At 65.8% G+C, this 25,138-nt stretch carries 23 protein-coding genes; 15 read left to right on the top strand and 8 right to left on the bottom strand.

Annotated elements, in window-relative coordinates:
• Positions 1 to 8: 8 nt before the first annotated feature.
• On the bottom strand, positions 9 to 1,127 hold the full coding sequence (locus G7016_RS12895; RefSeq protein ID WP_181115196.1) for a sensor histidine kinase: 1,119 nt from the start codon (positions 1,125 to 1,127) through the stop codon (positions 9 to 11).
• Positions 1,124 to 1,888: a response regulator gene (locus G7016_RS12890; RefSeq protein ID WP_181114746.1), complete on the bottom strand. Its 765-nt coding sequence runs from the start codon at positions 1,886 to 1,888 to the stop codon at positions 1,124 to 1,126. Before G7016_RS12890 ends, G7016_RS12895 begins: the two co-directional genes overlap by 4 nt.
• A gap of 399 nt (positions 1,889 to 2,287) precedes the next feature.
• Here G7016_RS12890 and kdpA point away from each other — a divergent pair, with 399 nt between their 5' ends.
• Genes kdpA through G7016_RS12865 form a run of 5 tightly spaced genes read left to right on the top strand, consistent with a single transcriptional unit; the run spans position 2,288 to position 10,023 of the window.
• Positions 2,288 to 3,982, top strand: a complete 1,695-nt coding sequence (kdpA, locus tag G7016_RS12885; RefSeq protein ID WP_181114744.1) for a potassium-transporting ATPase subunit KdpA — start codon at positions 2,288 to 2,290, stop codon at positions 3,980 to 3,982.
• Positions 3,983 to 3,991: 9 nt separating this feature from the next.
• A complete protein-coding gene (gene kdpB / locus G7016_RS12880) occupies positions 3,992 to 6,037 on the top strand; it encodes a potassium-transporting ATPase subunit KdpB (protein ID WP_181114742.1) in 2,046 nt (681 codons plus the stop codon).
• A gap of 22 nt (positions 6,038 to 6,059) precedes the next feature.
• Complete coding sequence (kdpC, locus tag G7016_RS12875; protein WP_181114740.1) at positions 6,060 to 6,626, top strand: potassium-transporting ATPase subunit KdpC; 567 nt, start codon at positions 6,060 to 6,062, stop codon at positions 6,624 to 6,626.
• Positions 6,627 to 6,658: 32 nt separating this feature from the next.
• Positions 6,659 to 9,304, top strand: a complete 2,646-nt coding sequence (locus G7016_RS12870) for a sensor histidine kinase (RefSeq protein ID WP_181115194.1) — start codon at positions 6,659 to 6,661, stop codon at positions 9,302 to 9,304.
• Between the two features lie 2 nt (positions 9,305 to 9,306).
• Complete coding sequence (locus G7016_RS12865; RefSeq protein WP_181114738.1) at positions 9,307 to 10,023, top strand: response regulator; 717 nt, start codon at positions 9,307 to 9,309, stop codon at positions 10,021 to 10,023.
• Here the strand turns inward: G7016_RS12865 and G7016_RS12860 are convergent.
• Positions 10,005 to 11,096 carry a patatin-like phospholipase family protein gene (locus tag G7016_RS12860; protein WP_181114736.1) on the bottom strand — a complete coding sequence of 364 codons (1,092 nt, stop codon included), beginning with the start codon at positions 11,094 to 11,096 and terminating at the stop codon, positions 10,005 to 10,007. The genes G7016_RS12865 and G7016_RS12860 overlap by 19 nt on opposite strands.
• A gap of 155 nt (positions 11,097 to 11,251) precedes the next feature.
• Between G7016_RS12860 and G7016_RS12855 the strand changes: the two genes are divergently transcribed.
• From G7016_RS12855 to G7016_RS12830, 6 genes are all read left to right on the top strand, one after another.
• Complete coding sequence (locus G7016_RS12855; RefSeq protein WP_181114734.1) at positions 11,252 to 11,530, top strand: hypothetical protein; 279 nt, start codon at positions 11,252 to 11,254, stop codon at positions 11,528 to 11,530.
• Positions 11,531 to 11,611: 81 nt separating this feature from the next.
• Entirely contained in the window at positions 11,612 to 12,529 is a 918-nt protein-coding gene (locus G7016_RS12850) for an AAA family ATPase (protein WP_181114732.1), read from the top strand.
• Positions 12,499 to 13,482, top strand: a complete 984-nt coding sequence (locus G7016_RS12845) for a DUF58 domain-containing protein (protein WP_181114730.1) — start codon at positions 12,499 to 12,501, stop codon at positions 13,480 to 13,482. The genes G7016_RS12850 and G7016_RS12845 overlap by 31 nt, the downstream gene beginning before the upstream one ends.
• Positions 13,479 to 15,476, top strand: coding sequence for a transglutaminase TgpA family protein (locus G7016_RS12840; protein WP_181114728.1), 1,998 nt, complete (start codon positions 13,479 to 13,481; stop codon positions 15,474 to 15,476). Before G7016_RS12845 ends, G7016_RS12840 begins: the two co-directional genes overlap by 4 nt.
• 1 nt (position 15,477) lies before the next feature.
• Positions 15,478 to 16,218: a CHAD domain-containing protein gene (locus G7016_RS12835; RefSeq protein ID WP_181114726.1), complete on the top strand. Its 741-nt coding sequence runs from the start codon at positions 15,478 to 15,480 to the stop codon at positions 16,216 to 16,218.
• 27 nt (positions 16,219 to 16,245) lie between these two features.
• Positions 16,246 to 17,055, top strand: coding sequence for an acyl-CoA thioesterase (locus G7016_RS12830; RefSeq protein ID WP_181114723.1), 810 nt, complete (start codon positions 16,246 to 16,248; stop codon positions 17,053 to 17,055).
• A 2-nt stretch (positions 17,056 to 17,057) separates the two neighbouring features.
• Here the strand turns inward: G7016_RS12830 and G7016_RS12825 are convergent, their stop codons facing one another.
• Together G7016_RS12825 and G7016_RS12820 are read right to left on the bottom strand one after the other, a co-directional pair.
• Complete coding sequence (locus G7016_RS12825; RefSeq protein WP_181114721.1) at positions 17,058 to 17,279, bottom strand: hypothetical protein; 222 nt, start codon at positions 17,277 to 17,279, stop codon at positions 17,058 to 17,060.
• Positions 17,280 to 17,423: 144 nt separating this feature from the next.
• Positions 17,424 to 18,242 (bottom strand): TatD family hydrolase, encoded by an 819-nt coding sequence (locus G7016_RS12820; protein ID WP_181114719.1) that lies wholly within the window; start codon positions 18,240 to 18,242, stop codon positions 17,424 to 17,426.
• A 138-nt stretch (positions 18,243 to 18,380) separates the two neighbouring features.
• On the opposite strand from G7016_RS12820, the gene G7016_RS12815 reads away from it, so the two are divergent.
• Both G7016_RS12815 and G7016_RS12810 read left to right on the top strand, forming a co-directional pair.
• The gene (locus G7016_RS12815; protein ID WP_181114717.1) at positions 18,381 to 19,778 is read left to right on the top strand and encodes an MltF family protein; all 1,398 of its coding nucleotides are present in this window, start codon (positions 18,381 to 18,383) and stop codon (positions 19,776 to 19,778) included.
• A 239-nt stretch (positions 19,779 to 20,017) separates the two neighbouring features.
• Positions 20,018 to 20,329: a class I SAM-dependent methyltransferase gene (locus G7016_RS12810; protein ID WP_181114715.1), complete on the top strand. Its 312-nt coding sequence runs from the start codon at positions 20,018 to 20,020 to the stop codon at positions 20,327 to 20,329.
• A gap of 7 nt (positions 20,330 to 20,336) precedes the next feature.
• On the opposite strand, the gene greB is transcribed toward G7016_RS12810, so the two are convergent.
• From greB to G7016_RS12795, 3 genes are all read right to left on the bottom strand, one after another.
• Positions 20,337 to 20,810, bottom strand: a complete 474-nt coding sequence (greB, locus tag G7016_RS12805; RefSeq protein ID WP_181114713.1) for a transcription elongation factor GreB — start codon at positions 20,808 to 20,810, stop codon at positions 20,337 to 20,339.
• Positions 20,811 to 20,891: 81 nt separating this feature from the next.
• Positions 20,892 to 23,399: an ABC transporter permease gene (locus G7016_RS12800; RefSeq protein WP_181114711.1), complete on the bottom strand. Its 2,508-nt coding sequence runs from the start codon at positions 23,397 to 23,399 to the stop codon at positions 20,892 to 20,894.
• Positions 23,399 to 24,082 (bottom strand): ABC transporter ATP-binding protein, encoded by a 684-nt coding sequence (locus tag G7016_RS12795; protein WP_181114708.1) that lies wholly within the window; start codon positions 24,080 to 24,082, stop codon positions 23,399 to 23,401. Before G7016_RS12795 ends, G7016_RS12800 begins: the two co-directional genes overlap by 1 nt.
• A 10-nt stretch (positions 24,083 to 24,092) precedes the next feature.
• On the opposite strand from G7016_RS12795, the gene G7016_RS12790 reads away from it, so the two are divergent.
• Complete coding sequence (locus G7016_RS12790) at positions 24,093 to 24,698, top strand: arylesterase (protein ID WP_181114706.1); 606 nt, start codon at positions 24,093 to 24,095, stop codon at positions 24,696 to 24,698.
• Positions 24,699 to 24,752: 54 nt separating this feature from the next.
• Positions 24,753 to 25,049 carry a hypothetical protein gene (locus tag G7016_RS12785; protein ID WP_181114704.1) on the top strand — a complete coding sequence of 99 codons (297 nt, stop codon included), beginning with the start codon at positions 24,753 to 24,755 and terminating at the stop codon, positions 25,047 to 25,049.
• Positions 25,050 to 25,138 lie beyond the last annotated feature (89 nt).

The raw sequence follows: 25,138 nt of genomic DNA, 5'->3' as shown, positions 1-25,138 counted from the left end.
CGCCGCTATCAATCCCGTGGCAAGCGAACCACGGCCGTAAGGCCACCGCCCGGCGTTTCGTCCAGCGCCAGGCTGCCCCCCAGCCGCTGCGCGGCTTCCCGGGCGATGGTCATGCCCAGGCCTACGCCACCGGAGTTGCGGTTGCGCGACCCTTCCAACCGGAAGAAGGGCTCGAACACGGCTTCGCGCTTCTCGGCGCTGATGCCCGGGCCATGGTCGATCACCCGGATTACCACATGCCCGGGGCTATCGATCAGTTCCACCAACGTGTGCCCGCCGTACCTGAGTGCGTTATCCAGGAGGTTGCTCAGACAGGAGCGCAAGGCCATCGGCTGGGTCCGCAAAGGGGCGCATGTGCCTCGTGAATCTGCCGGCAAGCCGTTGTCCTGGGCGTTCTCGCACAGCGACTCCACCAGCGCCTGAACGTCATACCACTGCAGCACTTCGCTGGTGCGCCGCTCGTGAAGGTACGTCAGGGTGGCGTCCAGCATCCCGATCATATCGTCCAGGTCCTGGCGCATCTGGGTTTGCAGTTTTTCGTCATCGATCTGCTCCAGCCGCAGCTTGAGCCGCGACAGCGGCGTGCGCAGGTCGTGGGACACGGCGCCCAGCATACGAGCACGTTGCTGCACCTGTTCGCGGATGCGTTGCTGCATCTGGTTGAACGTATGCGCCGCCTTTCGCGCTTCGACAGGGCCCGTCTCTTCCATGGGCGGGCTGTCGAGGTTTTCGCTGAGCCGCTCGGCTGCTTCGCTGAAACGGCGGATCGGCCGCGACAGCCAACGCGCGCCCCACCACGCTGCGATCACCAGCATGATGATCTGGAACGTCAGTGGCACCACGGGCCCCTCGAAGAATCGCCGCTCGTGAGGGGGTTCGAAGGGTTCCGGGCCGCCAGGGCCGGGGCCGCCGAGTTCTTCGGGCTGCGGCGGTTGCTCCGCCATTGCGCCGGGCGCTGGCCGCGGCTGTTGCTGCGTCATCGGCGCTGGCGGATGCGGCCCGCCGGGGGGTGGCCCGGGGAAGCCGTAGTAGTGGAACCACATCACCGCCAGGAGATGGGCCAGGATGATGGCAATCACCGAGACGCCGAACAGCCTCGCGAACAGCGTATCGGCCTTGCGCATCAGCCGATTTCCCGTGCGTCGAACAGGTAGCCCTCGCCGCGAACGGTCTTGATCAGCTGGGGCGCCTTGGGATCGTCGCCCAGCTTTTGCCGCAGGCGCGACACCAGCAAATCGATGCTGCGATCGAACGCTTCGATGGAGCGCCCGCGCGCGGCGTCCAGCAGCTGCTCACGGCTGAGCACGCGGCGTGGCCGCTCGAGGAATACCCACAGCAAACGGAATTCGGCATTGGATAGCGGTACCACCAGGCCTTCGGCCGAGGTGAGCTGGCGCAGCACACTGTTCAGCCGCCAGTTGTCGAAACGCACGTTGCCGCGTTGCTCGGTACGGTCGTCACGCACGCGGCGCAATACGGTTTGAATGCGTGCCACCAGCTCGCGGGGCTCGAAGGGCTTGGCCATGTAGTCGTCGGCGCCCAGCTCCAGCCCGATGATGCGGTCGGTAGGCTCGCAGCGGGCGGTGAGCATCAGGATCGGAATGTCCGATTCCGCGCGCAGGTGCCGGCACAGGGACAGGCCATCTTCGCCTGGCAGCATCAGGTCCAGCACCACCACATCGAAGGCCTCGTGTTTCATGGCCTGGCGCATGGCTTCGCCATCACTTACGCCAAATCCCAGGATGCCGAAGCGGGCGAGGTAGTCGATCAGCAGTTCACGAATCGGCACATCGTCGTCAACGATCAGGGCGCGGGTGTTCCAGCGCTTTTCGTCGTCCATGGCACTCAGCTTGTCTCGATCAGGGGCGGGGCTCAGGGGTGTGTTCATTCGGGGATCGTCTCGGGCCAGGTTGGGCGGCGATAGCTGTAGGGGCCGCGCAAGGCGCTCGCCAAAGGTCGGCCAATACGGACCAAAGCGGGGCCGAAGGGGAACCGATGCAGAGCGTGTGCGGGATGGCGGCAGCTTAGGGGCACTGCGTGTCGCCTAGGTTTCTTAAATGTATCGGCCCCGATACAAAAGCCTGAACGCCACCGGTCGGTAGCCCGACGCAACGCAAACTTTACGGCGATTTTACGCTGGGGCAGGGCTCTGGGCCTCGTTCCTTTACGCCTTGGCGCCCGACAATGATCACCTCGATCACACATTGGCAAAGGAATTATCAGATGGACGGGAGAGCAGGGTGCTCGTGCCGCGAACGGGGACGGGCAAGCCACCGGGAGCGCCATTATGCACAGTTATGACTATTGGCTCATCCTGGGCGTGGCGGTGTTGGTGTTGGGACCTGCGCCATGGCTGGGGCGGTTCTACTATCGGATCATGGAAGGCGAGCCCACCACGCTGGGGCGGCTGCTGGGCCCGGTCGAGCGGACCTGTTATCGGCTGGTGGCGATCGACCCCACACGCCAGCAGGGGTGGCAGGCCTATCTGGGCGCGGTGATCGCGTTCAACCTGGCCGGCCTGGCGTTGCTGTTCGGGTTGTTGATGCTGCAAGGGGTATTGCCGCTCAACCCGCAGCAGCTGCCGGGGCTGGAGTGGACGCTGGCATTCAACACAGCGGTAAGCTTTGTCACCAATACCAACTGGCAGGCTTACAGCGGCGAGGCCTCGCTCAGCTACCTGAGCCAGATGGCCGGGCTTACCGTGCAGAACTTCGTAAGCGCCGCTACGGGCCTGGCCGTGCTGGCCGCGCTGTGTCGCGGGATTGCTCGGCGCAACTCGGCGACCGTCGGCAACTTCTGGGTGGACCTCACCCGCGCCACGCTCTATGGCCTGCTGCCCCTGTGCCTGGTGTTCGCCCTGGTGCTGGTGTGGCAGGGCGTGCCACAAACCTTCTCCAACTATGTACCCGCGCTCACCGTGCAGGGCGCCGAACAGCTTATTCCGCTCGGCCCGGTCGCCAGCCAGATCGCCATCAAGCAATTGGGCACCAATGGCGGTGGGTTTTTCGGCGTGAACTCGGCACACCCGTTCGAGAACCCCACGGCCTTGAGCAACCTGTTCGAGCTGGCGGCAATCTTGAGTATTCCCGCCGCGCTGGTGTTCATGTTTGGCCATTACGTGAAAGACCTGCGCCAAAGCCGGGCGATTCTGGCCACGATGCTGATCTTGCTAGCGCTTGGCACCGGCCTGGCGCTATGGGCCGAATACCAACCCAACCCGCAGCTGCTGTCCCAGCTGGCGACCACCGAGCCCTCGCTTGAGGGCAAAGAGGCGCGGTTCGGCACCACGGCAACCACGCTATGGGCCGTGGTTACTACGGCCGCTTCGAACGGCTCGGTGAATGGCATGCATGACAGCCTCAACCCCTTGAGCGGGATGGTAGCGATGGTGAACATGATGCTGGGCGAGGTGATTTTCGGCGGCGTGGGCGCCGGCCTCTACGGCATGCTGCTGTTCGTACTCACCGCTGTGTTCCTCGCCGGCTTGATGATCGGCCGCACGCCGGAATACCTGGGCAAGAAACTCCAGGCCCGGGAAGTACGCCTGCTGGTGATCAGTTTGCTGGTGATGCCGCTGGCGGCGTTAGTGCCGGCGGCCGTCGCGGCCTTGCTTCCAGGCACGCCCGCCGCGCTGGCCAACCCGGGCGCCCACGGTTTCAGCGAGCTGTTGTATGGCTACGTATCGGCCGCGGCCAACAACGGTTCGGCGTTCGGCGGCTTCAGCGCCAACACCGCCGTCCATAACTTGCTGTTGGCTGCGGCGATGCTGGTAGGGCGCTTCGGCTACATCGTGCCGGTGATTGCCCTGGCCGGTTGCCTGGCAGCGAAGAAGCCCGCGCCGGTTGGTATAGACAGTTTCCCTACCCACGGCCCGCTGTTCGTCACCCTGCTTACCCTCACCATCCTGCTGGTCGGTGGGTTGACCTTCCTCCCTGCGCTCGCGCTGGGGCCGATCGCCGACCAACTCTCCCACGCCTTTTGAGAACCTGCCATGAATATGCCGCTTGAAACCGCCGCGGTGGCTGCAGCGCAGCCGGTCGCGAGCACCCACCTCAAAGGGCTTTGGTTGCCCGCGCTGGGCCAGGCTTTCCTCAAGCTCGACCCGCGCCAACTGCGGCGCGCCCCGGTGATGCTGGTGGTTGCGCTCACTGCCGTGGCCACCACCGTGCTGTGCCTGCTGCCGAACGCGGCGGTAAGCGCCAGCCTTGGCGCTCAACTGGCGCTGTGGCTGTGGTTTACCGTGTTGTTCGCCAACTTTGCTGAAGCCCTCGCCGAAGGCCGCGGACGTGCCCGCGCAGACAGCCTGCGCAGCGGCAGCCAGGGCTTGCTGGCCCGCCGCCAGGATGTTACCGGTGCCTTCCAGCCCGTGCCCGCCGGCGTATTGCGCGTGGGTGACATTGTGAGGGTGGAAGCCGGGGAAATGATCCCGGCCGACGGCGAAGTCATCGATGGTATTGCCGCAGTAGACGAAGCCGCGATCACCGGGGAATCGGCGCCGGTCATTCGCGAGTCCGGTGGCGATCGTTCGGCGGTGACCGGTAATACCCGGGTGGTTTCGGACTGGCTGCTGGTGAGGGTGTCCAGCAACCCGGGTGAATCCACGGTAGACCGCATGATCGCTCTGGTCGAGGGCGCCCGTCGCCAGAAGACCCCCAACGAAATCGCGCTGGACAGCCTGCTGATCGGCCTCACGCTCATTTTCGTGATGGTGGTGGCCAGCCTGCAGCCCTTCGCGCTGTATGCAGGCGGGGACCTGCCAGCGGTGTACCTGTTGGCGCTGTTGGTCACGCTCATTCCCACCACCATCGGCGGGCTGCTGTCGGCCATCGGCATTGCCGGCATGGATCGCCTGGTGCGCCTGAATGTGATTGCCAAGTCCGGTCGGGGCGTGGAGGCGGCGGGCGACGTGCAGGTGCTGCTGCTGGACAAGACCGGCACCATCACCTTCGGTAACCGTCGCTGTACTGCCCTCTTGCCCGCACCCGGCGTAAGCCGGGACGCCCTGGCTGCCGCCGCTGCGTTTGCCTCACTGGCCGACAGCACGGCCGAGGGCAAGTCCATCCTTCAGTTTGTGGGTGGCCAGCCGCCGGTGGCAGAAGGCGGTACAGGTGTGCCGTTCAGCGCCGAAACCCGGCTCTCGGGCATGGACCTCAACGGCATGCGCTATCGCAAGGGCGCAGTGGATGCGGTGCTGGCGTTCGTCGGCAACACCCGTAGCGAACTCGTTGCCCCCGTGGCCCGGGAAGTCGATCGCATTGCTCAACGAGGTGGTACGCCGCTGCTGGTGAGCCGGGACAACAACCTGCTGGGCGTGATCGAGCTCACGGACGTGGTAAAGCCTGGGATTCGTGAGCGCTTTGCGTCGCTGCGCGCGCTGGGTATTCGCACCGTGATGGTGACGGGCGACAACCCGCTGACTGCCGCCGCCATTGCCGCCGAGGCCGGGGTGGATGACGTGATCGCGGAAGCGACGCCGCTGAGGAAGCTTGAACGCATCCGGGCCGAGCAGGAGCAAGGCAGGCTGGTGGCCATGTGCGGTGATGGGGCCAATGATGCCCCGGCCTTGGCCCAGGCCGATGTGGGGGTGGCCATGAACGAAGGCACCCAGGCCGCGCGCGAAGCGGCGAACATGGTGGACCTGGACAGCGACCCCACCAAGCTGCTGGATGTGGTACGGGTGGGCAAGGAATTGCTGGTCACCCGCGGTGCGCTGACGACCTTTTCGGTGGCCAACGACGTAGCCAAATACTTCGCCATCCTGCCGGCGCTGTTCGCTGGCATCTACCCGCAGCTGAATGTGCTCAACATCATGCACCTGGCCAGCCCGCAGAGCGCCATCCTGTCCGCCATCGTCTTCAACGCCCTGATCATCATCGTGCTGGTGCCGCTGGCGCTTCGAGGGGTGCGGGTACAAGCCCGCAGCGCGGCGCACCTGCTGCGTCGCAACCTGTTGATCTATGGCCTGGGCGGGCTGGTGGTGCCGTTCGTGGGGATCAAGCTGATCGACCTCTGCCTCACCGGGCTGGGCCTGGTGTAACCCGCTATTTGGAGAATTTTCCATGTTGTCGTTCGTACGCCCCGCCGTGGGCTTGTTATTGATCATGACCGCCCTTACCGGTGTGGCTTACCCGCTGCTGGTGACCGCAGTGGCCCAGCTCGCCTTCGCGCCTCAGGCGCAGGGAAGCCTGGTGCGCGATAGCCAGGGCCAGGTGCGCGGCTCCGCGCTGCTGGGGCAAAAGTTCGAGGGGACCGGCTGGTTCCAGCCTCGGCCGTCGGCAGGGGATTATGCGACTGTTTCCAGTTCGGCCAGTAACCTGGCGGCCACCAATCCGGCGCTGGCTACACGCATCGCCGATGCCGCCAAGGCGCTGCATGAGCCCATGGCCGGCCCGGTACCGCTGGCCTTGCTGACCACGTCTGCCAGCGGCCTGGACCCGGACCTGCCACCGGCATCTGTGTTGTATCAGGTGCCTGCGGTGGCTCGCGCCCGGGGCCTGGCTCAAGACGATGTGCAGGCGCTGGTGGCGGATCAGGTACGCCAGCCGGTGTTCGGCCCACCGGTGGTGAACGTGTTGGCCTTGAACCTGGCGCTGGATAGGTTAACGTCGCCTTCCCGACAGCCGTGAGCGCCGCCCCGTTATGAAGTGCAGCCATGACCATTAGCGATGCCGCTCGCGCGGACGCCTTGCTGGCTGCGCTCCCGGAGCCTGGCCGGGGGCGCTTGAAAGTGTTCCTGGGCGCCGCCGCTGGCGTGGGTAAAACCTACGCCATGCTGCAGGCGGCTCAGGCCCGGCAGCGCCAGGGTGTGAATGTGGTTGCCGGGGTGGTGGTCACTCATGGCCGGGCGCAAACCGAAGCGCTGCTCACCGGTTTGCCCCGGCAGCCGCTGCGTAAGGTGCAGTACCGCGACCGCTGGCTGGAAGCGCTGGACCTCGACGCCCTGCTGCAGGCCCGGCCGCAACTGGCATTGATCGACGAACTGGCCCACGACAACGCACCGGGTAGCCGCCACGCCAAGCGCTGGCAGGATGTGCAGGAGCTGCTGGCGGCCGGCATCGATGTGTACACCACGGTGAACGTTCAGCACCTGGAAAGCCTCAACGACCGGGTACGCGCAATCACTGGCGTGCGAGTGCGCGAGACCGTCCCGGACTGGCTGGTGCTGACCGCCAGCGAACTGGTGCTGATCGACCTTCCACCGCATGATCTGCTGGAGCGGCTGCGCGAGGGCAAGGTGTACGTGCCCGAGCAGGCCAGGGCGGCCATCGAAGCGTTTTTCACCCCCCACCACCTGGCCGCCCTGCGTGAGCTGGCGTTGCAAACCGCGGCCGCGCAGGTGGATGCCGGGCTTGATCGCGATGGCGGTGGGCAATCGCTACGTACTGCAAGCCTGCGCGGCCGCTTGCTGGTAGGCATTGCAGCAGACAACCAGGCCGAGCGCCTGATCCGCCATGCCAGCCTGGTTGCCCAGCGCCGGCACTTGCCCTGGAGCGTGGTGCATGTGGAAGACGGCACACCGAAGGACGAAACCTGCCGGCAACGGTTGGCCCTGGCCCAGCAACTGGCTGAGCGGCTGGGGGGCGAGGTTGTGGTATTGCGCGGTGCCGACCCTGCCCGCACGCTTCTGGAGCATGCCCATGAGCGCCACGCCAGCCTGCTGCTGGTAGGGCACTCCGGGGCGCGGCGGCGTTGGCGGCGGGGTGTCGCCGTGCGGTTGTTGCAAGGCGCTCCCAGGCTTGAAATCAGCGTACTGGAGCGGGACCAGGCCTTGCCCGCCAGTAAAACGCGTGCGCCGCTGAACCCTCAGCCGGCAGGGCCTTACCTGCTGGCGATCCTGGCTGCCGCCATGGCCAGCGTTTTGGCCTATGGCGTAGCTGGCTGGCTGGCGTTACCTAACGTTTCGCTCATCTTTCTCACGGCTGTGCTGTTGATAGCCGTACGTAGCGCCACCGGCCCGGCCTTGGTGTGCGCCGTGGCTTCGTTCGTGATGTATGACCTGTTGTTCATTGCGCCGCGCTATTCGCTGATGATCCAGCGCGGGGAGGACGTGCTCACGCTGCTGTTCTTCCTGGTGATGGCAACCCTGACCGGGCAGCTCGCGGGGCGTCAGCGCCGACAATTGCAAGCGCTGCGCGAAGCTCAGGCTGAAACTGCCGAGCTGCTGGACTTTTCCCGGGGCTTGGCAGCCGCCAGCGATCATCACGCCGTTGCGGCAGCGGCCACCACCCATTTGGCGCGCTGGGCCGACGTGCGCGCCTGCCTGCTGGAGCGTGGCGCTGATAACGCCTTGCAGGCCAATGGTGATTTACCGGTAAACCTCAGCGCCACGGAGCGCGCTGCGGCCGACTGGGCCTGGCAGCACGGGCAGGCGGCGGGTGAGGGCAGCGGTACCCTACCAGGTAGCCGATGGTGGTGGTGGCCGCTGGTAGCCGACGGCCGCACCCTCGGCGTGTTGGGGCTGGCCGCCGCAGAGCCAGGGACCATCAGCCGGCAACGGCGCCAGTTGGCCATGGCCCTTGCACAGCCTCTGGCCCAGGCGCTGGCTCGCGCCCGGCTGGCCGAGGAACTGGAGGCGGCGCGGCTGCACGGCGAAACCGAACAACTGCGCAGCGCCTTGCTGGCGTCCGTTTCCCATGACCTGCGCACACCGCTCACGGTCATGCGCGGCAGTATAGAAAGCCTGCAATCGTTGGGGGAGTTGCTGACCCCCGCGGACAGCGCCGAGCTGCTGGAAACCACTCGGCTGGAATGCGAGCGCCTGGACCGCTATATCCAGAACCTGCTGGACATGACCCGCCTCGGCCATGGCGCGCTGACCCTCGCCCGGGACTGGATCGCGGCCGACGAGCTGATCGGGGCGGCGCTGCAGCGCTTGCGCTCGGTACTGGCGCCGTTCGCAGTCGAGGTGGTGGCCCCAGCGGCGTTGCCGCTACTGTGGGTACATCCGGCGCTCATAGAGCAGGCGTTGGTCAATGTGCTGGAGAACGCCGCGCGGTTTTCCCCGCCAGGGGGGCGCATCCTCGTCGAAGCCCTTCAGGACAATGACCGGCTATGCCTGACGGTGAGCGACCAAGGGCCTGGCATTCCCCTCGAAGAGCGTGAGCGGATCTTCGACATGTTCTATACCGCCGCCCGGGGGGACCGTGGCGGCCAGGGCACGGGCCTGGGGTTGGCTATCTGCCAGGGTATGGTAGGCGCCCACGGGGGGCAGGTACTGGTAAGCGATGCCGAGGGTGGCCAGGGTACCCGCATCGCCCTATGCTTGCCGCTTCACCCGCCACCTGGCCCGCACAGCGAACCCTGAACATGCCCGACCTTGCCACTGTGCTGATCGTGGATGACGAGCCACAGATCCGTAAATTCCTGCGTATTGCGCTGGGCGCCCAAAGTTACAAAGTGCTGGAAGCCGAAACCGGCGCCCAGGGTCTCGAGCAGGCCGCGCTGGGCCGCCCCGACCTGATCGTGCTGGACCTGGGCCTGCCGGACATGGACGGCCAGGCGGTGCTGGCGCAACTGCGCGAATGGACGCAAACCCCCGTGCTGGTGCTGTCGGTACGGGCAAGCGAGGCGCAGAAGGTGCAAGCACTGGACGCGGGCGCCAACGACTATGTGACCAAGCCGTTCGGTATTCAGGAGTTTCTGGCGCGGGTGAGGGCCTTGCTGCGCCAGGCCACGCCCGGGCAAGGCGAGGCGGCGACGGTGCGGCTTGGCGAGCTCAATGTGGACCTGGCCGGGCGCCGGGTAACCCTGGCCGGCATGGCGCTGAGCCTCACGCGAAAAGAGTACGCAGTGCTGGCACAGCTGGCACGGCACCCGGGGCGGGTCATTACCCAACGGCAGCTGCTGATCGACATCTGGGGGCCGTCACATGCCGACGACACCCATTACCTGAGAATCGTGATCGGCCATTTGCGCCACAAACTCGGCGACGACCCGGCCAGGCCACGCTACATCCAGACCGAGCCCGGGGTGGGCTATCGGCTGCTGGAGGCCACGGCGCTCGATCAGGCCTTGCCTTCGTAGCGATCAAAGGCGTCCTTGGCCATGCGCCTGCCCAGGGCGATCAATTCCGGCGCCTTGTAGAACTCGAAGAAGCGGCACACACGCTTGGGCACCTCGATCAGTACATCGGGTGGGTAGCCGGCGATCTTGTACTGAGACAGTGAGGTTTGCATCACCTCGAAACTCTGGTTGATCAGGTCCAGCAAGGACGCAGGGCCCACGGTGTCGACCACCACAGCGCCGGTGGCCGAGGAGGGGACGGTTTCGTCCGCGCCGGCCCGATTACGGCGACGCTTGGGGCGGGCTTCCATTACCGGGTCACCCATGCTGTCGGCAAGGCTGGCGGCCAGGTCGTCCGCCAGGCCACCGGTGAACCACGGCTCAGGCGAGGCGCTCACCGGGGCCAGTACGTTGCGCTCCATCTGCAGCACCGCTTCAGCCTGGCGACGGCGCAGGGGCATGCGCGATCCCAGGGAATCGAGCAGACGATCGAAACGGTTGCGGAACGCCGGGGGACGTTCGATCACTGGCATCTCGAACGGCAAGGTTCCCGCGCCGTTGAGGTTTACCGCCACCACCAGGTCGCAATGGCTGGCGACCACGGGCACGATTGGCAGCGGGTTGAGCAACCCGCCATCCACCAGCATGCGGTTGCCCATCATTACCGGGGTGAACAGGCTGGGGATGGCTGCTGAGGCGCGCATGGCCTGGTGCAGGCAGCCCTCCTGGAACCAGATTTCCTTCTGGTGGGTGAGGTCGGTCGCTACGGCGGTATAGGGAATTCGCAGGTCTTCGATGTTCAGCTCGCCCACGATGCGGCGGATCTGCCCGAATACCTTGTCGCCGCGGATCGCCCCCATCCGGAAGCTCACGTCCACCAGCCGCAGCACGTCGAGGTAGTCCAGGCGCTCGATCCAGTGGCGGTACTCCTCCAGCTTGCCCGCTGCGTAGATACCGCCCACCACCGCGCCCATGGAGCAGCCGGCGATGCAGCTGATGTTGTAGCCGCGGCGTTCGATTTCCTCGATGGCGCCGATGTGCGCATAGCCCCGCGCGCCGCCCGAACCCAGTACCAATGCCACGGATTGTTTCATCAAGCCCCCTTTGGATAGGTTTCCCGCGGACGATGTGCTAACAATGCACCGTTCGTCGGCCAGGAACAATCCGCCGGCCCCGCGTGCGGCAGGCACTTTTCAACCGCCGCACCGTCTTATCTGCACGTTGCATGAATTCTGGAGTGTTCGAATCGATGAAAGCCTGGGTCTGTCTGCCTCTGCTCGCTGTACTGTTGACCGGCTGCGCCGCCAAGACCGCCTACCGCGAAAGTTGCGCCACCCAGCTCGACGCCGCCTGGCACGAACTGGACCTGGCCAAGGCCGAAGGGTTTGCCGGAACCGTGAGCTACTCCAAGGCACTGTCGCTGTTGACCGGCGCCAAGACCCAGCAGCAGTTCGAAGCGTTCGAAGGCTGTAGCAACAAGGCCGAGAAAGCGCGGTTCTATATTCGTGAATCGAGGGCTGGCCGCTAAGCACCAATGCGGGCTGATCCCTCCTTGCCTGGCTGACGTACGCGTTCGGGCCGCCATACCGCCAACGCGAGAGGGGTGACCATGGCTGATCCACTGGAGGCGTGCCTGGGGGCCGTCAACGAAGTACTGTTGGGCAAGCACACTCAGGTGCGGCTCGCGCTGACCTGCCTGATCGCCGATGGTCACCTGTTGATCGAAGACCTGCCCGGCATGGGCAAAACCACGCTCAGCCACACCCTGGCCAAGGTGCTGGGGCTGAGTTTCCAGCGCATTCAGTTCACCTCCGACCTGCTGCCAGGTGACATTCTCGGCACTTCGGTGTTCGACAAGGACAGCGGCCAGTTCGCCTTCCATCCCGGGCCTATCTTTGCCGAGCTGGTGCTGGCCGACGAAATCAACCGTGCCACGCCCAAAAGCCAGAGTGCGCTGCTGGAGGCGATGGAAGAAGGCCAGGTCACCATCGAAGGCGCCACGCGCCCCTTGCCGCAGCCGTTTTTCGTGATTGCCACGCAAAACCCCAGCAGCCAGGGCGGCACCTTCCCCCTGCCTGAATCCCAGCTGGACCGCTTTCTCATGCGCCTGTCGCTGGGCTACCCGGCCCATGCTGCGGAGCGGGCGCTGTTACTGGGCGAAGCACGCCGGGACATGTTGCCGCGGCTGGCGCCGGTGCTGGACCATGAGCAATTGGCCCAGGCGCAGGCCCGGGCCAAGGCGATCAAGGTCAGTGAGGCGCTGGTGGACTATGTGCTGCGCCTCGTCGAGGCTACGCGCACCCAGCCGCGCTTCGCCGTGGGGCTATCGCCTCGGGGCAGCCTGGCGTTGCTGTCCGCGGCCCGCGCCTGGGCCTTGCTCGATCGTCGTGATTTTGTGATGCCGGAAGACATTCAGGCGGTGTTGCCCGCCGTGGCCGGCCACCGCTTGCGGGAGCGCGCCGACCCGGGCGGGCAGAGTGGCGGGGCGCTGGTGCAATGGCTGCTCAGCGAGGTGCCGGCGCTGTGATCGAGCGCTGGCGAGGGCGCCTGGCGCAATGGCAGGCGCGCAGGTCGCCTGCGGCGCCTCGTGTCACCCTCGACCACCGGCGTATCTACATCCTTCCCAGCTCGGCGGGGTACGGCTACCTGCTCACCACCGGGCTGGTGCTGCTCGCCGCCATCAATTACCAGAACAGCATGGCCTACGCCCTGGCCTTCACCTTGGGCGGATTATTCGTGGTCGCCATCCTTCATACCTACCGCAACCTGGGTGGGCTGGAGCTGTCCGGTGAGCCGCCCGCCTCGGTATTCGCCGGGGAGCCTGCGCATTTCGGGCTCGCCTTGCAAAGCCATGGGCGCGAGCACCTGGGTATTCAGGTGGGCTGGGCGGCCACGCGCCTGCAGCGGTGCGATATCCCCGCAGGGCAAGGCCAGCGGCTGACCTTGTCGCTGCCCACAGAGCGCCGTGGCTGGTTATCCGCGCCACGCATCCGTCTGGAAACCCGCTTTCCCCTGGGGTTGATACGGGCATGGAGCTGGGTCGACCTCGGCCAGCGCACATTGGTATATCCCGCGCCTGTGCCGGGGCCCCTGCCGCCACGCAGCGGGCCGGCAAGCGATGCCGAAGACCACGGCTGGCATGTGCTGGATACCGGCGTGGATGATTTTCAGGGCTTGCAAGAGTACCGCCCCGGGGACTCCTGGCGTCGGCTGCACTGGAAGGCCTATTCAAAGAACCAGGCCCTGCTGATCAAGGCCTTCGCCGAGGTGCGCGGCCGTGATCCCGCGCTGGACCTTGACGCCCTCGACGGGCCCCTCGAAGAGCGCTTGTCAGTGTTGTGCCACTGGGTGCTGGAGCTGGCGCGCGAAGGTCGGGCATTTTCGCTGCGCCTGCCCGGCATCGCCCTGGCCACCGCCGCCGATGAACCACATCGTGAAGCCAGCCTGCAGGCATTGGCACTTTATGGGGCCGCACCATGAAACACAGCCCGCCCGTGAAGGCGCCGGGGCTGTCCTGGCCCGGCTTGCTCTGGTTGCTGGGGGCCGAAGCGCTGGTGATGGTCCCGCTGTGGTTGAACGTCCCGCTCTGGCTGCTGGGGCTTTGGCTGGGGTGCAGCCTCTGGCGGGCATGGCTGACTCGCCGGCGCAAGGCCAGCCCCGGCTGGCTGGTAAAGGGCGCGCTGCTGAGCGCAACCGTTGCTGGGCTATATGTATCGGTGGGCACGGTCATCGGGCTGGAGTTCGCCGCGGCCCTGCTGGTAGCCGCTTCGGTGCTCAAGCTGCTGGAGGTCAACACCACGCGGGATGCACGGGTGGTAGTGATGCTGGGCTTCTTTTGCCTGGGCGTGGGGTACCTGTTCGACGCCAGCCTGGCCTGGGCCTTGTACAGCCTGCTGCCGCTGAGCGCGTTGCTGGCCACCCTTGTTGCGCTGGAAAGCCCCCCGGGGCCGGCACTGATGCCTCTGCGCCGGGCTGGCGGCATGTTGGCCCAGGCGTTGCCACTGCTGGTGGTGCTGTTCGTGTTCTTCCCTCGCATGGGGCCGCTGTGGTCACTGCCCATGCCGGGTGACCGCGCCCGCACGGGGCTTAGCGACACGGTTGCGCCCGGCGACATCGCCGAGCTCGCCCAGTCGGCGGAACTGGCGTTTCGCGCCGCATTCGACGGCCCGCTACCGCCGCGCCAGGCGCTGTACTGGCGCGCGCTGACCCTCGATCGTTTCGATGGCACCCGCTGGACCCAAAGTGACCCTGGCGCGGTGCGCCAGCCGGCGGCCTGGCAACCCCAGGGGACGGCGTACCGTTATCGGGTGATCGAGGAAGCCAGCGGCCAGCCCTGGTTGTTTATGCTGGACACGGGCCGCCTGGAAGGGGCGGGCGCGCGCCAGGGATATGACTTCCGCTGGCAGCGGCCGAGGGTGATCGACCAGGCCTACAGCTATGAAGCCAGTGGCTGGCCACAGGCTGTGCGCGAGCCTGGCCTCAGCGAGGCGGCCCGTCGCCAGGCCCTCGCGCTGCCTGCGGGTGGCAACCCTCGCAGCCGTGAGCTGGCCGCCAGCCTCGCCGCCAGCACCGCGGACCCCGCGCAGCGCGTGCGGGCCGTGTTGCGATTATTCAACCAGCAGGGCTATCACTACACCCTGCGCCCGTCCCCGCTGGGCAGCGACAGCATCGACGGCTTTCTTTTCGACACGCGCCGCGGCTTCTGCCTGCACTATGCCGGCGCGTTGACCTTCCTTCTGCGAAGCATGGGCGTGCCAGCCCGCATCGTGATTGGCTACCAGGGCGGGGAATTCAACCCGCGCGGCAGCTACCTCAGCGTGCGCCAGTACGACGCTCATGCCTGGGTGGAGTATTGGGCGCCGGGCACCGGCTGGGCGAGCGCCGACCCCACTGCCGCCGTGGCACCGCAGCGGGTGGAAGCCGGGCTGGCCGAGGCCCTGGCCGCCGATGAACCGTTCCTGGCGGCGTCACCCTTTTCGGCCCTGCGGTACCGCAACTTCGCCTGGCTGAACGACCTGCGCCTGGGCTGGGAGAACCTTAACTACGGCTGGGAGCGCTGGGTGCTGGGCTATCAGGAGAACCAGCAGCGGCAGTGGCTCAGCCAATGGTTCGCCGGTGCGGTGGATTGGCTGTTGCCGGTCGGCGGGGGCGCTACGCTATTGATCATGGCCCTGGCCATATTGCGGCCCTGGCAGCAACGCCTCGATCCGCAGTTACGTCAGTACCGGGCCTTCGAGAAAGCGCTGCGGCGTCATGGCCTTGTCCGGGCGCCGGCGGAGGGCCCTCAGGCGTTCGCCACGCGCGCGAGCCAGGTACTACCGGCACAGGCGCCGTACATTCAAGCCTTTACTCAAGCCTTCAGCCGGCAGCGCTATGGTGCAGAGCCGATGGCCGGGCAGGAAGCCTTGGCCGCGCTGCGTGCACTCAAGCGGCAATTGCCGCGCTTGCGGCACTCACAACACGATCGGAGTTGATATGTCTTCTACCCTGGACCGGGTGATTGCCCGGCTTATTGCCACTCAGGTGCGCTTGTTGGCGTGCCAGGCACGGCTGTCAGTGGCCACTGACAGCGAAGCGCTGCACGACCTGCGCACCGCTACTCGCCGCCTGCGCAGCCTGCTACGGCCATTGCGCGGGCTGCCTGGGATCGACCGCCTCGAAGAGGCTGCACGGGCCTTGGGCAACCTTACGACGCCGCTGCGCGATCAGGAGGTGCTGGCCAGCCACCTCCCGCACGCGCCGCAACCCTCCGAAGCGGTGTACCCCGGTGTGGCCGAGAGTACCGAACTTAGCCAGTTGCTCAGGCTGATCGACGCCATCGTCCCTTTGCTGCGCACCTCGGCGAGCTATGGGGTGGGCGACAAGCTTGACCGCACGCTGAAGAAGTCTCTCGGCAAACAGTGGCGCAAACTGGCGAAGGCCATGAAAGATCCCGGCCACGACCGCCACCGTCTGCGCTTGCTGATCAAGCGGGTACGTTACGGCGGTGAGGCGTATCCCGAACATGATCCGGTGGCCCAGGGCTTGGCCAAGGCGCTGAAGAATGCGCAAGGCGCCCTGGGGGACTGGCATGACCGTGTTCAGTGGCTGCATCAGGCCGATGCGCAGCCGGCGCTGGCCAGCTATCGGCCCCAATGGCAAACAGAGCTGCACAAAGCCGAGGGTTTGGCGGATAAGGCCCTTGCGCGCCTCGAGCGGGCCATGGCAAAACGCTGACTTGCGTGAGCGGCCGAGGGGCGCCAGATGGAATTTCGTGAACTGTTGCACGCCGTACGGGATAACGCCGGGGCGGTGTGTATCCCGCAGGATTGGTCGCAGGGCCGGGCCGGTTTCGGCGGCCTGATGGCGGCCTTGCTGTATGAAGCCATGCGGCTGCGGCTGACAGAGCAGGGGCTGGGCGACCGTCCGGTACGCTCGCTGGCGATCAGTTTCGTGGCGCCGGCGGCCCTGGATATGCCCACCTCATTCGAAGTAGAGGTGCTGCGCTCGGGCAAGTCCGTGGTGTCGGTGCTGGGCAAAGCCGTGCAGGCAGGGGGCGTGGTCACGCTGATCCAGGGCAGCTTCGGCGCCGCCCGGGCCTCGCGGATTGCCGCGAGCGCCATGCCCGCGCCGGAGCTAAAACCGCTGGAGCAGTGTGTTTCGCTGGAATACATTGAAGGGCTCACACCCCAATACCTCAAGCACTTGCACATGCGCTGGGGGATCGGCGGCTTGCCCTTCAGCAATACACCGTCACCGGCAATCGGAGGCTGGGTGCGGCTGAGGGGGGAAAGCGAGCCCTCGATGCTCGACGAGGCTCATCTGCTGGCGCTGGTAGATGCCTGGCCACCGGCCGTATTGCCGCACCTCGCGGCACCGGCGGCTGGCAGCACACTCACCTGGACGATCGAATTCATGCAGCCCGTGCGTAACCTGGACGGGCAGGGCTGGTATCGATATCGAGCGTTGATCGAACATGCGGCCGATGGCTACGGCCATACCTCGGCCGCGTTGTGGAGCGCCGAGGGCGAACTGCTCGCCCTCAGCCGGCAGACCGTAACGGTATTCGGCTAGCGTCAGTGCGCTTCGTCCTGATGCGGTTTGCTCAGGGCAGCGACCAGGCAGATCGCGCCGATCACCACTTCCAGCGCATTGGCGGTGGCGAACCCCAGGCCCACCAAGGCCAGGGCGATAACCAGTAATGGCAAGGTGAACATCGAGGCCGAAGTACCGCCGGTGTCCAGGGTACAGTTCCCGGGCATACGGCCCGCGGTACGGCAAGCGAGGCGTCTAAGCATGGCGTGAACTCCAAATGGATGCGAATGATTCTGGATACAAGATTAGTCCAGCGCTCAGGTTCGAGCGAATCGTCCTTTCCTATGGGCCTTATAGCTGCTGCTTAAGTTTCAACCATTCGCTAAGTGGCCTGCCATGTGGCCGCTTTATTCCTGTGCTGCCGGCGCCTCCGGAAGCGCGAAGAAGGCTTTGGCGCAAGCGCTGGTGTGCGCGGCCAGCTCAGCTGCACTCTCGCCCCGATGCCGTGCCACTTCCCGCAACACCTCGGTAAGGAACGCTGGTTCGTTGCGACCATTCTTGGGCTTCGGCCGCAGGGTGCGTGGCAGCAGCCAAGGCGCATCGCTTTCAAGCATCAGCCTGCCACGCGGGATGCTGCCTACTAGCGGGTGCAAGTGGCTGCCGCGGCGTTCATCGCAGATCCATCCCGTGATGCCGATGTGAAGGTCCAGGTCAAGGTAGCCGAACAGTTCGTCCCGGCCCGCAGTGAAACAGTGCACTACCGCCGCCGGGAGGCGATCTCGCCATTCCCGCAGGATCGGCAGCAACCGTGCTGCGGCATCGCGCTCATGAACGAATACCGGCAGGCGATGTTCAGCCGCCAGGGCGAGCTGCTCCTCGAGCGCGCGTTCCTGCTGTGGGCGAGGGGAGAAGTCGCGGTTGAAATCCAGCCCGCATTCGCCTACCGCACGCACGCGTTCGTGGCGCAATAACGCTTCTATACGGCGACGGGTATCGGCGTTCCAGGCTTTGGCATCGTGTGGGTGCACCCCGGCAGTGCTGAACAGAACCTGGCCCGCCGGGTCCAGCCGTTCGGCCAGTTCGATGGCCTGCTCGCTCACGTCGGCGCTGGTGCCGGTGATGATCATTTGCGCCACGCCCGCTTCGGTGGCCCTGCGTAAAAGTTCAGCATGCTGCTCGTCGAATGCCGGGTTGGTCAGGTTGACGCCGATGTCGATGAGTTGCATGGTGGCTCCTTTCAGGCTGAGGCCGGAAAGCATACCAAAGCTACACCCTTATAAATAAAACCCGACGCTGGCAAGCCAGCGCGGTTTTGGTAGCCCCCAGCGGTACGGAGGGGGCGGGCTTTTTACCTCGGAGCACCTATGAAAGGTCCCGCTGTTGGCCGGGCGTTGCGCCTGGCCACACTCGCGCTTTTCGTTTTCGCCAGCACCGCTGCGCTGGCAGAGCCCCGCCGCGTCACGCCCCCGGCACGCGATCTGAATCAGATCCGCCAGGCCAAAGTGTTGCGGGTGGTGGTCAACCAAAGCCGTAACAGTTCCACCACCGTTGCAGGTGCAGCCCTCGGTGTGGAAGACCAGCGCCTCAAAGCCTTCGAGGATTACCTCAACGGCCAGCCCGGGCGCCATCCTCAGGTGCGCCTCAAGGCCGTGCCTCGCCCCAAGGGGCAGCTGCTGGCGGCACTGCAGCGGGGCGAGGCCGACCTTGCTGCCCCCGGCGAGGCGCTGCCGGTGGCAGCCAGTTCGCACACCGTCACCGCAGCAACCACGGTTGCCGACACGGCGCTAGTCCTGGTGCAGCCTCGCCGGCACCGCGCAATCACCACGCTCGACCAACTGGCGGGCAAGCGGCTGGTGCTGGTTGCCGGAAGCGCGGCAGAAGAAGCGGTCAATCGGGCCAATGCTCAGTTGGCGGCGCGGCACCGCCCGCCGATCACCGTGGAGTGGGCCGATGCAAGCCTGGGCGTGGAAGACGTGCTGGACATGGTCAGCGCGGGTGTGTACGCCGTCACGTTGGTGGAGCAACCCATCGCCGAGCGTTGGGTGAAGCTGATGCCAGACCTGCGCATCGACCGCCGTGTGCCGTTCCATGCACCTGCCCCCATGAGCTGGTATGTACGCGAAGACGCGCCGCAGCTTAGCGACAGCGTGCGCGAGTTCCTGGGGCAATACCGGGCGCCGGCGAATCAGGACAAGGCGCTGCTCGATGCCTGCCGTGCGCTTTATCAAACCCAGAACCCTTTGCAACACGACGATCGCGCGCGGCTCGAAGCACTGCGGCCGGTATTGCAACGCAACGCCCGGCAGCAAGGCCTGGACTGGCTGGATTTGGCGGCGCTGGCGTACAAGGAATCAGACCTGGAGCCCGATGCCAAGGGCGGCAGCGGCGCCAGCGGGCCGTTACAGATCACCCCGGCAGCGGCACGCCGCGTGGGGGTGAAAAGCGTGAGCGAGCTGGACGATAACGTAAAGGCCGCCGCTCGTTACCTGGCGTTGATCCGCCGTAATTTCTTTAACGAAAAGGGTATGGAAGAGCGTGAGCGGATGGCGTTCGTGCTGGCGGCCTACAACATGGGCCCGGAGCGGGTGCAGCGGTTCAGGGCCCAGGCCAAGCAGCGCGGGCTGGACCCCAACCGCTGGTTTTTCCAGGTAGAGCGCGTGGCCATGGAAAACGTAGGCCTGGCGCCGGTGCGTTACGTGAACAACGTGAACAAGTATTACCTGGCGTTCGACCGCGCACGCGAGTCCCTCGAGCCCAGGTAGCCTTTTCGCCAGCTGCGCCTGCGGCTTCGCTGGCTCCTACCGTAGGAACCAGCGAAGCTGGCGAATGGAACCACCGTTGACACCCGTCACCATGGCTAATAGGATCCCTCCCATGCGCCGATTTAGACAGCTACTTGCGGGGCGCCTGGGCTTTCACAAAAGCCTGAAATACCGCTAAAACGCTGGCTCGGTGTCGCCTCGCACCTGCCCGCGAAACCCGTGAGGCGGAGTCCGTATCCATGAGTTGTCCGCGCCCTATCGTTTGCCTTGCCCCCCTGCCTGGTTCTTCATTGGCTTCACATATCCCAAGCATTCTGCTGGTAGGTCGCCATCAGCCTACGCTCCTGCGTTGCCTCGATGGCTGGCCTCGCCGCAACGGTAAATCGGCACCGTTTTCCGTCCGCTTTCTGGAGCCGGGCCAACCGCTGGAACAGTTCGCCGATAACCGTTTCGATCTTGCCGTGGTGCAATCGCCGCCTGCGGAGCAGGCGCCTGCCGTGATCGCCGCGCTCACTCGGGTGGCAAGGCAAGGGCTGCTAACGTTCGGGTGAACGGCCCTCAGGGTGTGTATTCGATCCGGTTGATGATCCAGCACACTTCCCCGGTGGGCGTGGGTACCATCACCTCGTCGCCTTCCTCTTTCTTCAACAGGGCCCGGGCCATGGGCGCATCGATTGAAATGTAATCGTTGCGCCCGTAGATTTCGTCGTAGCCCACGATGCGGAAGCGGCGCAGTTCGCCTTCCAGGTTTTCTACTTCCACCCAGGCGCCGAAGAACACCCGGCCTTCCTGCTCAGGGGCGTAGTCCACTACCCGAATGTCTTCCAGCCGCTTGCGCAGGTAGCGTATGCGGCGGTCGATCTCGCGCAGCAGCTTTTTGTTGTACTGGTAATCGGCGTTTTCGCTGCGGTCGCCGAGCGAGGCGGCCCACTGCACCTTCTGGGTGATCTCAGGGCGGGTGACGCGCCACAGCTGGTCCAGCTCGGCTTTGAGCGTGTCGAACCCTGCGCGGGTAATGATGTTGGTACTCAAGCAACCTCCTGGCATGCGCTGTTGCGCGCCACCCTACCACAGGGCTTCAGGTGGCGGCACCCGAAGCCCTGCGGCGGTTGGTCAGCCCTCGCGCAGCACCTGCAGCGGGCTGGCATTGAGCGCCCGACGCGTACCGAACACCCCGGCGACGCCAATGACCAGCGCGCCGGCGAGTGGCAATAACAACAGCCAGGCATGGGGGTGCCAGGTGAGGTTCAGCGCGAAGCGGTAAAGCGCCCAGCTGGCGGCTTCGGCGGCCACCGCGGCCAGTACGCCGCTGGCCAGTCCCAGCACAGTGAACTCGATACGCCGTGCCCGGATAAGCAACGCTCGGCTGGCCCCAAGCGCCCGGAGGAGGGCGCCTTGATGAATCCGCTCATCCAGTGTGGCTTGCAGGCCGGAGAACAACACGGCCAGCCCCGCCGCCAGCACGAACACCAGCACGTACTCGACCGCCAGGGTGACCTGCGCCAGTATGCTGCGCAGTTGTTCGAGGAGCGCCTGTACCTGCAACAGCGTCATCGCCGGGAAGGCGCGGGCGAGGGCGACGACCTGGGCATCCTGGCCTGGCGCCAGATAGAAACTGGTGAGGTAGGTGACCGGGAAGTCCTGCAGGGTACCCGGCTCGAAGATCATGAAGAAGTTGGGCTGGAAGTTGTCCCAACTCACCGTCCTCACGCTCGCCACGCGGGTATCTCGAACGGCGCCGCCAACGTTGAAGGTCAAGGTATCGCCCACGCTCACGCCCAGGCTCTCGGCCAGCTTCTGCTCCACGGACACGCCCGGCAACGCACCTGGCGCAGGCGCCCACCATTGGCCGGCCAGCAGCCGGTTGCCCTCAGGCAGGTCGGCGGCCCACGTGAGGTTGAGGTCACGCTGCACCGCGCGCTGGCCCTGGCTGTCTTCCGTTACCACGTCGGCCACGGGCTGGCCATTGATCGCGGTCAGCCGCCCCGGAACGATGGGGTAGAGCGGGGCGGCCACCGCGCCATACTCTCGCAGGCGCGCCGCGAACGCATCGCGCTCGTCGGGCAGGATGTTCAGCGCAAAGTAGTTAGGCGCGTCGGCCGGAAGCTGTCGCTGCCAGGAGTCCAGCAGTTCACCGCGCAGTAATCCCACCAGCGCCATGGCAAAAAGGATGAGGCCGAAGGCAAGCGCCTGCCCTGCCGCAGCAAACGGGTGACGCAACAATTGCCCGACGCCCAGGCGCCAGGGCAGCGAAGCGCCCGCAAGGGCGGTGCGCAAGCGGCGCAGGCCCAGCACCAGCAGCCCCCCCAACAGCAGGGCTGCCAAGGCCCCGGCGCCTCCGAGGGCAACGGTGAGAAGTGGGTCCAGGCTGAGCCGCCACATGATCAGCCCCAGCGCCAGCAATGCGCTGCCGTAAACGGCCCAGGTGCTGGCCGGGAGCGGCAGCAGGTCGCCCCGTAATACCCGCAGTGGCGGCACGCGGCCAAGGGCAGCGAGCGGCGGCAAGGCAAAGCCAGCCAGCGCAACCATGCCGGTCGCCATGCCCGCCAGCGCCGGCCAGGGGCCGCCGCCGGGGATCACGCTCGGCAGCAGGCCCTGCAGCAGGGCGAAGATGCCGAACTGCGCCAGCCAACCGACCGCCGCCCCTGCAATCGCAGCCGCAAGGCCCAGCATTGCCAGTTGCAGCGAGAACACCCACAACACATCACGCCGTGACAACCCAAGGCAGCGCAGCAGCGCGCTGGCGTCGTAACGGCGAGCGGCGAAACGGGCGGCCGACAATGCCACGGCAACCCCGGCAAGCAGTATCGCCACCAGGCTGGCCATGTTCAGGTAGCGCTCGGCCTTGCTGAGTGCGCCGCCGACCTGGCGGTTGCTGTCACGGGCATCGCGCAAGGCCTGGTTCGGGTTCAGCCCTACCTTGACCAGCTCGCGGTACTGCTCCAGGTTCACGGCATCCCCGCGCCACAGGTCGCGGAAGGTCACCCGGCTGCCGGGCTGCACAACCCCCGTGGCCGCCAGGTCGTCCAGGTTGATCATCACACGTGGGGTAAGGCTGTAGAAATTACCGGCGCGGTCCGGTTCGTAGGTGAGCACCCGGGTTAGCGTCAGCCGCTTCGAACCGATGTCCACGCTGTCGCCGATCTTCAGCCCGAGTGCGCTGAGCAGGCGCGGCTCTACCCACGCCTCGCCCGGGGCCGGCGCGCCGCCTTCGACCTCCTCGCCGTAGGGCTGGGCGGCGCTGCGCAACTTGCCTCGCAACGGGTAATCACTGTCCACGGCTTTCACGCTGGACAGCTCGATGGCCTGGTCGGTCGCGACCACGCTGCTGAATTCCACCACCTGTGCGTGATCCAGCCCCAGCTCTCGCCCGGTACGCAGTTGTTCCGGCCGTGCCGGTGTGCTGCCTTGCAACACCAGGTCGGCGCCCAGGAATTCGGTCGCGCGCAACTGCATGGCGGCATTCAGGCGAGCACCGAAATAGCCTATGGCTGTACTCGCTACCACCGCTACCAGCAAGGAAAAGAACAGCACCCGTAGCTCCCCGGCGCGTGCATCGCGCCGCAGTTGCCGCGCGGCAAGGCGCCAGAGGTGGCCCAGCCCCAGCCTGCCGGGCGCCATCAGTTGGCCCCCGAGGCAACCAGTTGCCCCGCCTCCAGGCGTATCCAGCGCCGGCAGCGGTGGGCCAGGCGCTCGTCATGGGTTACCAGTACCAGGGTGGTCCCGCGTTCACGGTTGAGCGTGAACAACAGTTCGGTGATTTTCTCGCCGGTGTGAGTGTCCAGGTTACCTGTGGGCTCATCGGCGAACAGCACCGCGGGTTCGGCAGCGAACGCTCGCGCAATAGCCACCCGCTGTTGCTCGCCACCGGACAACTGCCGCGGCCAATGCCCCAGGCGCTCCCCCAACCCCACCCGGCTCAACAGGGCGGTGGCCTGGGCGCGCGCGTCGGCACGGCCGTGCAACTCCAGGGGTAACATCACGTTTTCCAGTGCTGTAAGGGTTTCCAGCAGTTGGAACGACTGGAACACGAAGCCTACGTGCTCGGCCCTTACCTGAGCGCGCTGGTCTTCGCTAAGCCCATTGAGGGCGCGGCCCGCCAGTGTTACTTCGCCGTCGCTGGGTTGATCCAGGCCGGCCAGAAGCCCCAGCAAGGTGGATTTGCCCGAGCCAGACGCGCCCACGATGGCCAGGCTGTCGCCCGCGGCCAGTTCGAGTGAGAGCGCGTGAAGAATGTGCAAATCGCCTTCCGTGCCGGAAACCACTTTGCTAAGGTTCCGCGCTGTGAGAATGCTTGCGCCCATGGAGATTCCGATGCGTATGTGGAAAGTGGCCGCCGCGCTGTGGGCGGTCTGCATGGCTGAGACCGCTGGCGCAGGGACCTTGCTGGTGCTGGGCGATAGTATCAGCGCCGGTTTCGGCCTGGATACCTCCAAAGGGTGGGTTGCCCTGCTGCAGCAGCGGCTGAAAGAAGAGGGTTATGCCGACCAGGTGGTCAACGCTTCGATCACCGGTGACACCAGTGCCAACGGGCGCGCGCGGCTGGAGCCGCTGCTTGCGGCGAACAAGCCGGACCTGCTGATCGTGGAGCTTGGGGGCAACGATGGGTTACGCGGGCAGCCGCCAGCGCAATTGCAACAAAACCTTACATGGATTGTTGATCGTGCCCAGCAGAGCGGTGCTCGCGTGCTGTTGCTGGGTGTTCCACTTCCGCCGAACTACGGCGCGGCTTACATCAATGCGTTCAGCCGGGTGTATCAGCAGGTCGCCAGCGAGAAGCAGGTTCCCCTCGTCCCCTCTTTATTGGACGGCGTAGGTGGTGTCGCGCCCCTGATGCAGGAGGATGGCATCCATCCCCGCGCCGAGGCGCAGCCGCGCTTGCTGGAAAATGTATGGCCAAGCCTCAAACCCCTGTTGTGAGACTTTTCTCCGGGCAGGCTTTGAGCTAAGGTTGCGCCCCCTTCCGGAGCCCCTATGCCACGTCCTGCCTGGTCCCTGCACGCCTACCAATTGATCGAACCTGACGAACAGCTCGACCTGTTCGCCTGCCAGGAAGTGCGGGTGCACGTGGCCGCCCGGCAACTGGAACTGGGCGGCTCCATCGACCGTACCTTGTGTGGTGGCTTGCTGCCGGCCCAACCGCGCTGGCAGAACGTGGCCCGGGGCATCTTTCGCGATACCCGGCTGTGCCCGTTGTGCCGCGCCATTCTTTTTGCCCAGCGCAAGGGAACCCGGCCCGTGTGGCCGGGCCTACAGAACGACTACGATTAAGCCTGCCGTTGGGCTGCGGCGTTCCCGCCGCGCTGGGGCCAGGTGTACAATCGCCGATTTGTGCCTTGGTTCATTGCATTTAAGGATTT

The organism is Pseudomonas japonica (assembly GCF_013522925.1).
In the GTDB taxonomy this organism is placed as follows: Bacteria; Pseudomonadota; Gammaproteobacteria; order Pseudomonadales; family Pseudomonadaceae; genus Aquipseudomonas; species Aquipseudomonas japonica_A.
Note: the sequence above shows the minus strand (reverse complement) of the source record. Positions and strands in the feature narration are given on the sequence as shown.

Coding starts and splice junctions, on each gene's coding strand:
- G7016_RS12890 (WP_181114746.1), bottom strand. CDS start 1,888: ATGAACACACCCCTGAGCCCCGCCCCTGATCGAGACAAGCTGAGTGCC.
- kdpA (WP_181114744.1), top strand. CDS start 2,288: ATGCACAGTTATGACTATTGGCTCATCCTGGGCGTGGCGGTGTTGGTG.
- kdpB (WP_181114742.1), top strand. CDS start 3,992: ATGAATATGCCGCTTGAAACCGCCGCGGTGGCTGCAGCGCAGCCGGTC.
- kdpC (WP_181114740.1), top strand. CDS start 6,060: ATGTTGTCGTTCGTACGCCCCGCCGTGGGCTTGTTATTGATCATGACC.
- G7016_RS12865 (WP_181114738.1), top strand. CDS start 9,307: ATGCCCGACCTTGCCACTGTGCTGATCGTGGATGACGAGCCACAGATC.
- G7016_RS12860 (WP_181114736.1), bottom strand. CDS start 11,096: ATGAAACAATCCGTGGCATTGGTACTGGGTTCGGGCGGCGCGCGGGGC.
- G7016_RS12855 (WP_181114734.1), top strand. CDS start 11,252: ATGAAAGCCTGGGTCTGTCTGCCTCTGCTCGCTGTACTGTTGACCGGC.
- G7016_RS12850 (WP_181114732.1), top strand. CDS start 11,612: ATGGCTGATCCACTGGAGGCGTGCCTGGGGGCCGTCAACGAAGTACTG.
- G7016_RS12845 (WP_181114730.1), top strand. CDS start 12,499: ATGGCTGCTCAGCGAGGTGCCGGCGCTGTGATCGAGCGCTGGCGAGGG.
- G7016_RS12840 (WP_181114728.1), top strand. CDS start 13,479: ATGAAACACAGCCCGCCCGTGAAGGCGCCGGGGCTGTCCTGGCCCGGC.
- G7016_RS12835 (WP_181114726.1), top strand. CDS start 15,478: ATGTCTTCTACCCTGGACCGGGTGATTGCCCGGCTTATTGCCACTCAG.
- G7016_RS12830 (WP_181114723.1), top strand. CDS start 16,246: ATGGAATTTCGTGAACTGTTGCACGCCGTACGGGATAACGCCGGGGCG.
- G7016_RS12825 (WP_181114721.1), bottom strand. CDS start 17,279: ATGCTTAGACGCCTCGCTTGCCGTACCGCGGGCCGTATGCCCGGGAAC.
- G7016_RS12820 (WP_181114719.1), bottom strand. CDS start 18,242: ATGCAACTCATCGACATCGGCGTCAACCTGACCAACCCGGCATTCGAC.
- G7016_RS12815 (WP_181114717.1), top strand. CDS start 18,381: ATGAAAGGTCCCGCTGTTGGCCGGGCGTTGCGCCTGGCCACACTCGCG.
- G7016_RS12810 (WP_181114715.1), top strand. CDS start 20,018: ATGAGTTGTCCGCGCCCTATCGTTTGCCTTGCCCCCCTGCCTGGTTCT.
- G7016_RS12800 (WP_181114711.1), bottom strand. CDS start 23,399: ATGGCGCCCGGCAGGCTGGGGCTGGGCCACCTCTGGCGCCTTGCCGCG.
- G7016_RS12795 (WP_181114708.1), bottom strand. CDS start 24,082: ATGGGCGCAAGCATTCTCACAGCGCGGAACCTTAGCAAAGTGGTTTCC.
- G7016_RS12790 (WP_181114706.1), top strand. CDS start 24,093: ATGCGTATGTGGAAAGTGGCCGCCGCGCTGTGGGCGGTCTGCATGGCT.
- G7016_RS12785 (WP_181114704.1), top strand. CDS start 24,753: ATGCCACGTCCTGCCTGGTCCCTGCACGCCTACCAATTGATCGAACCT.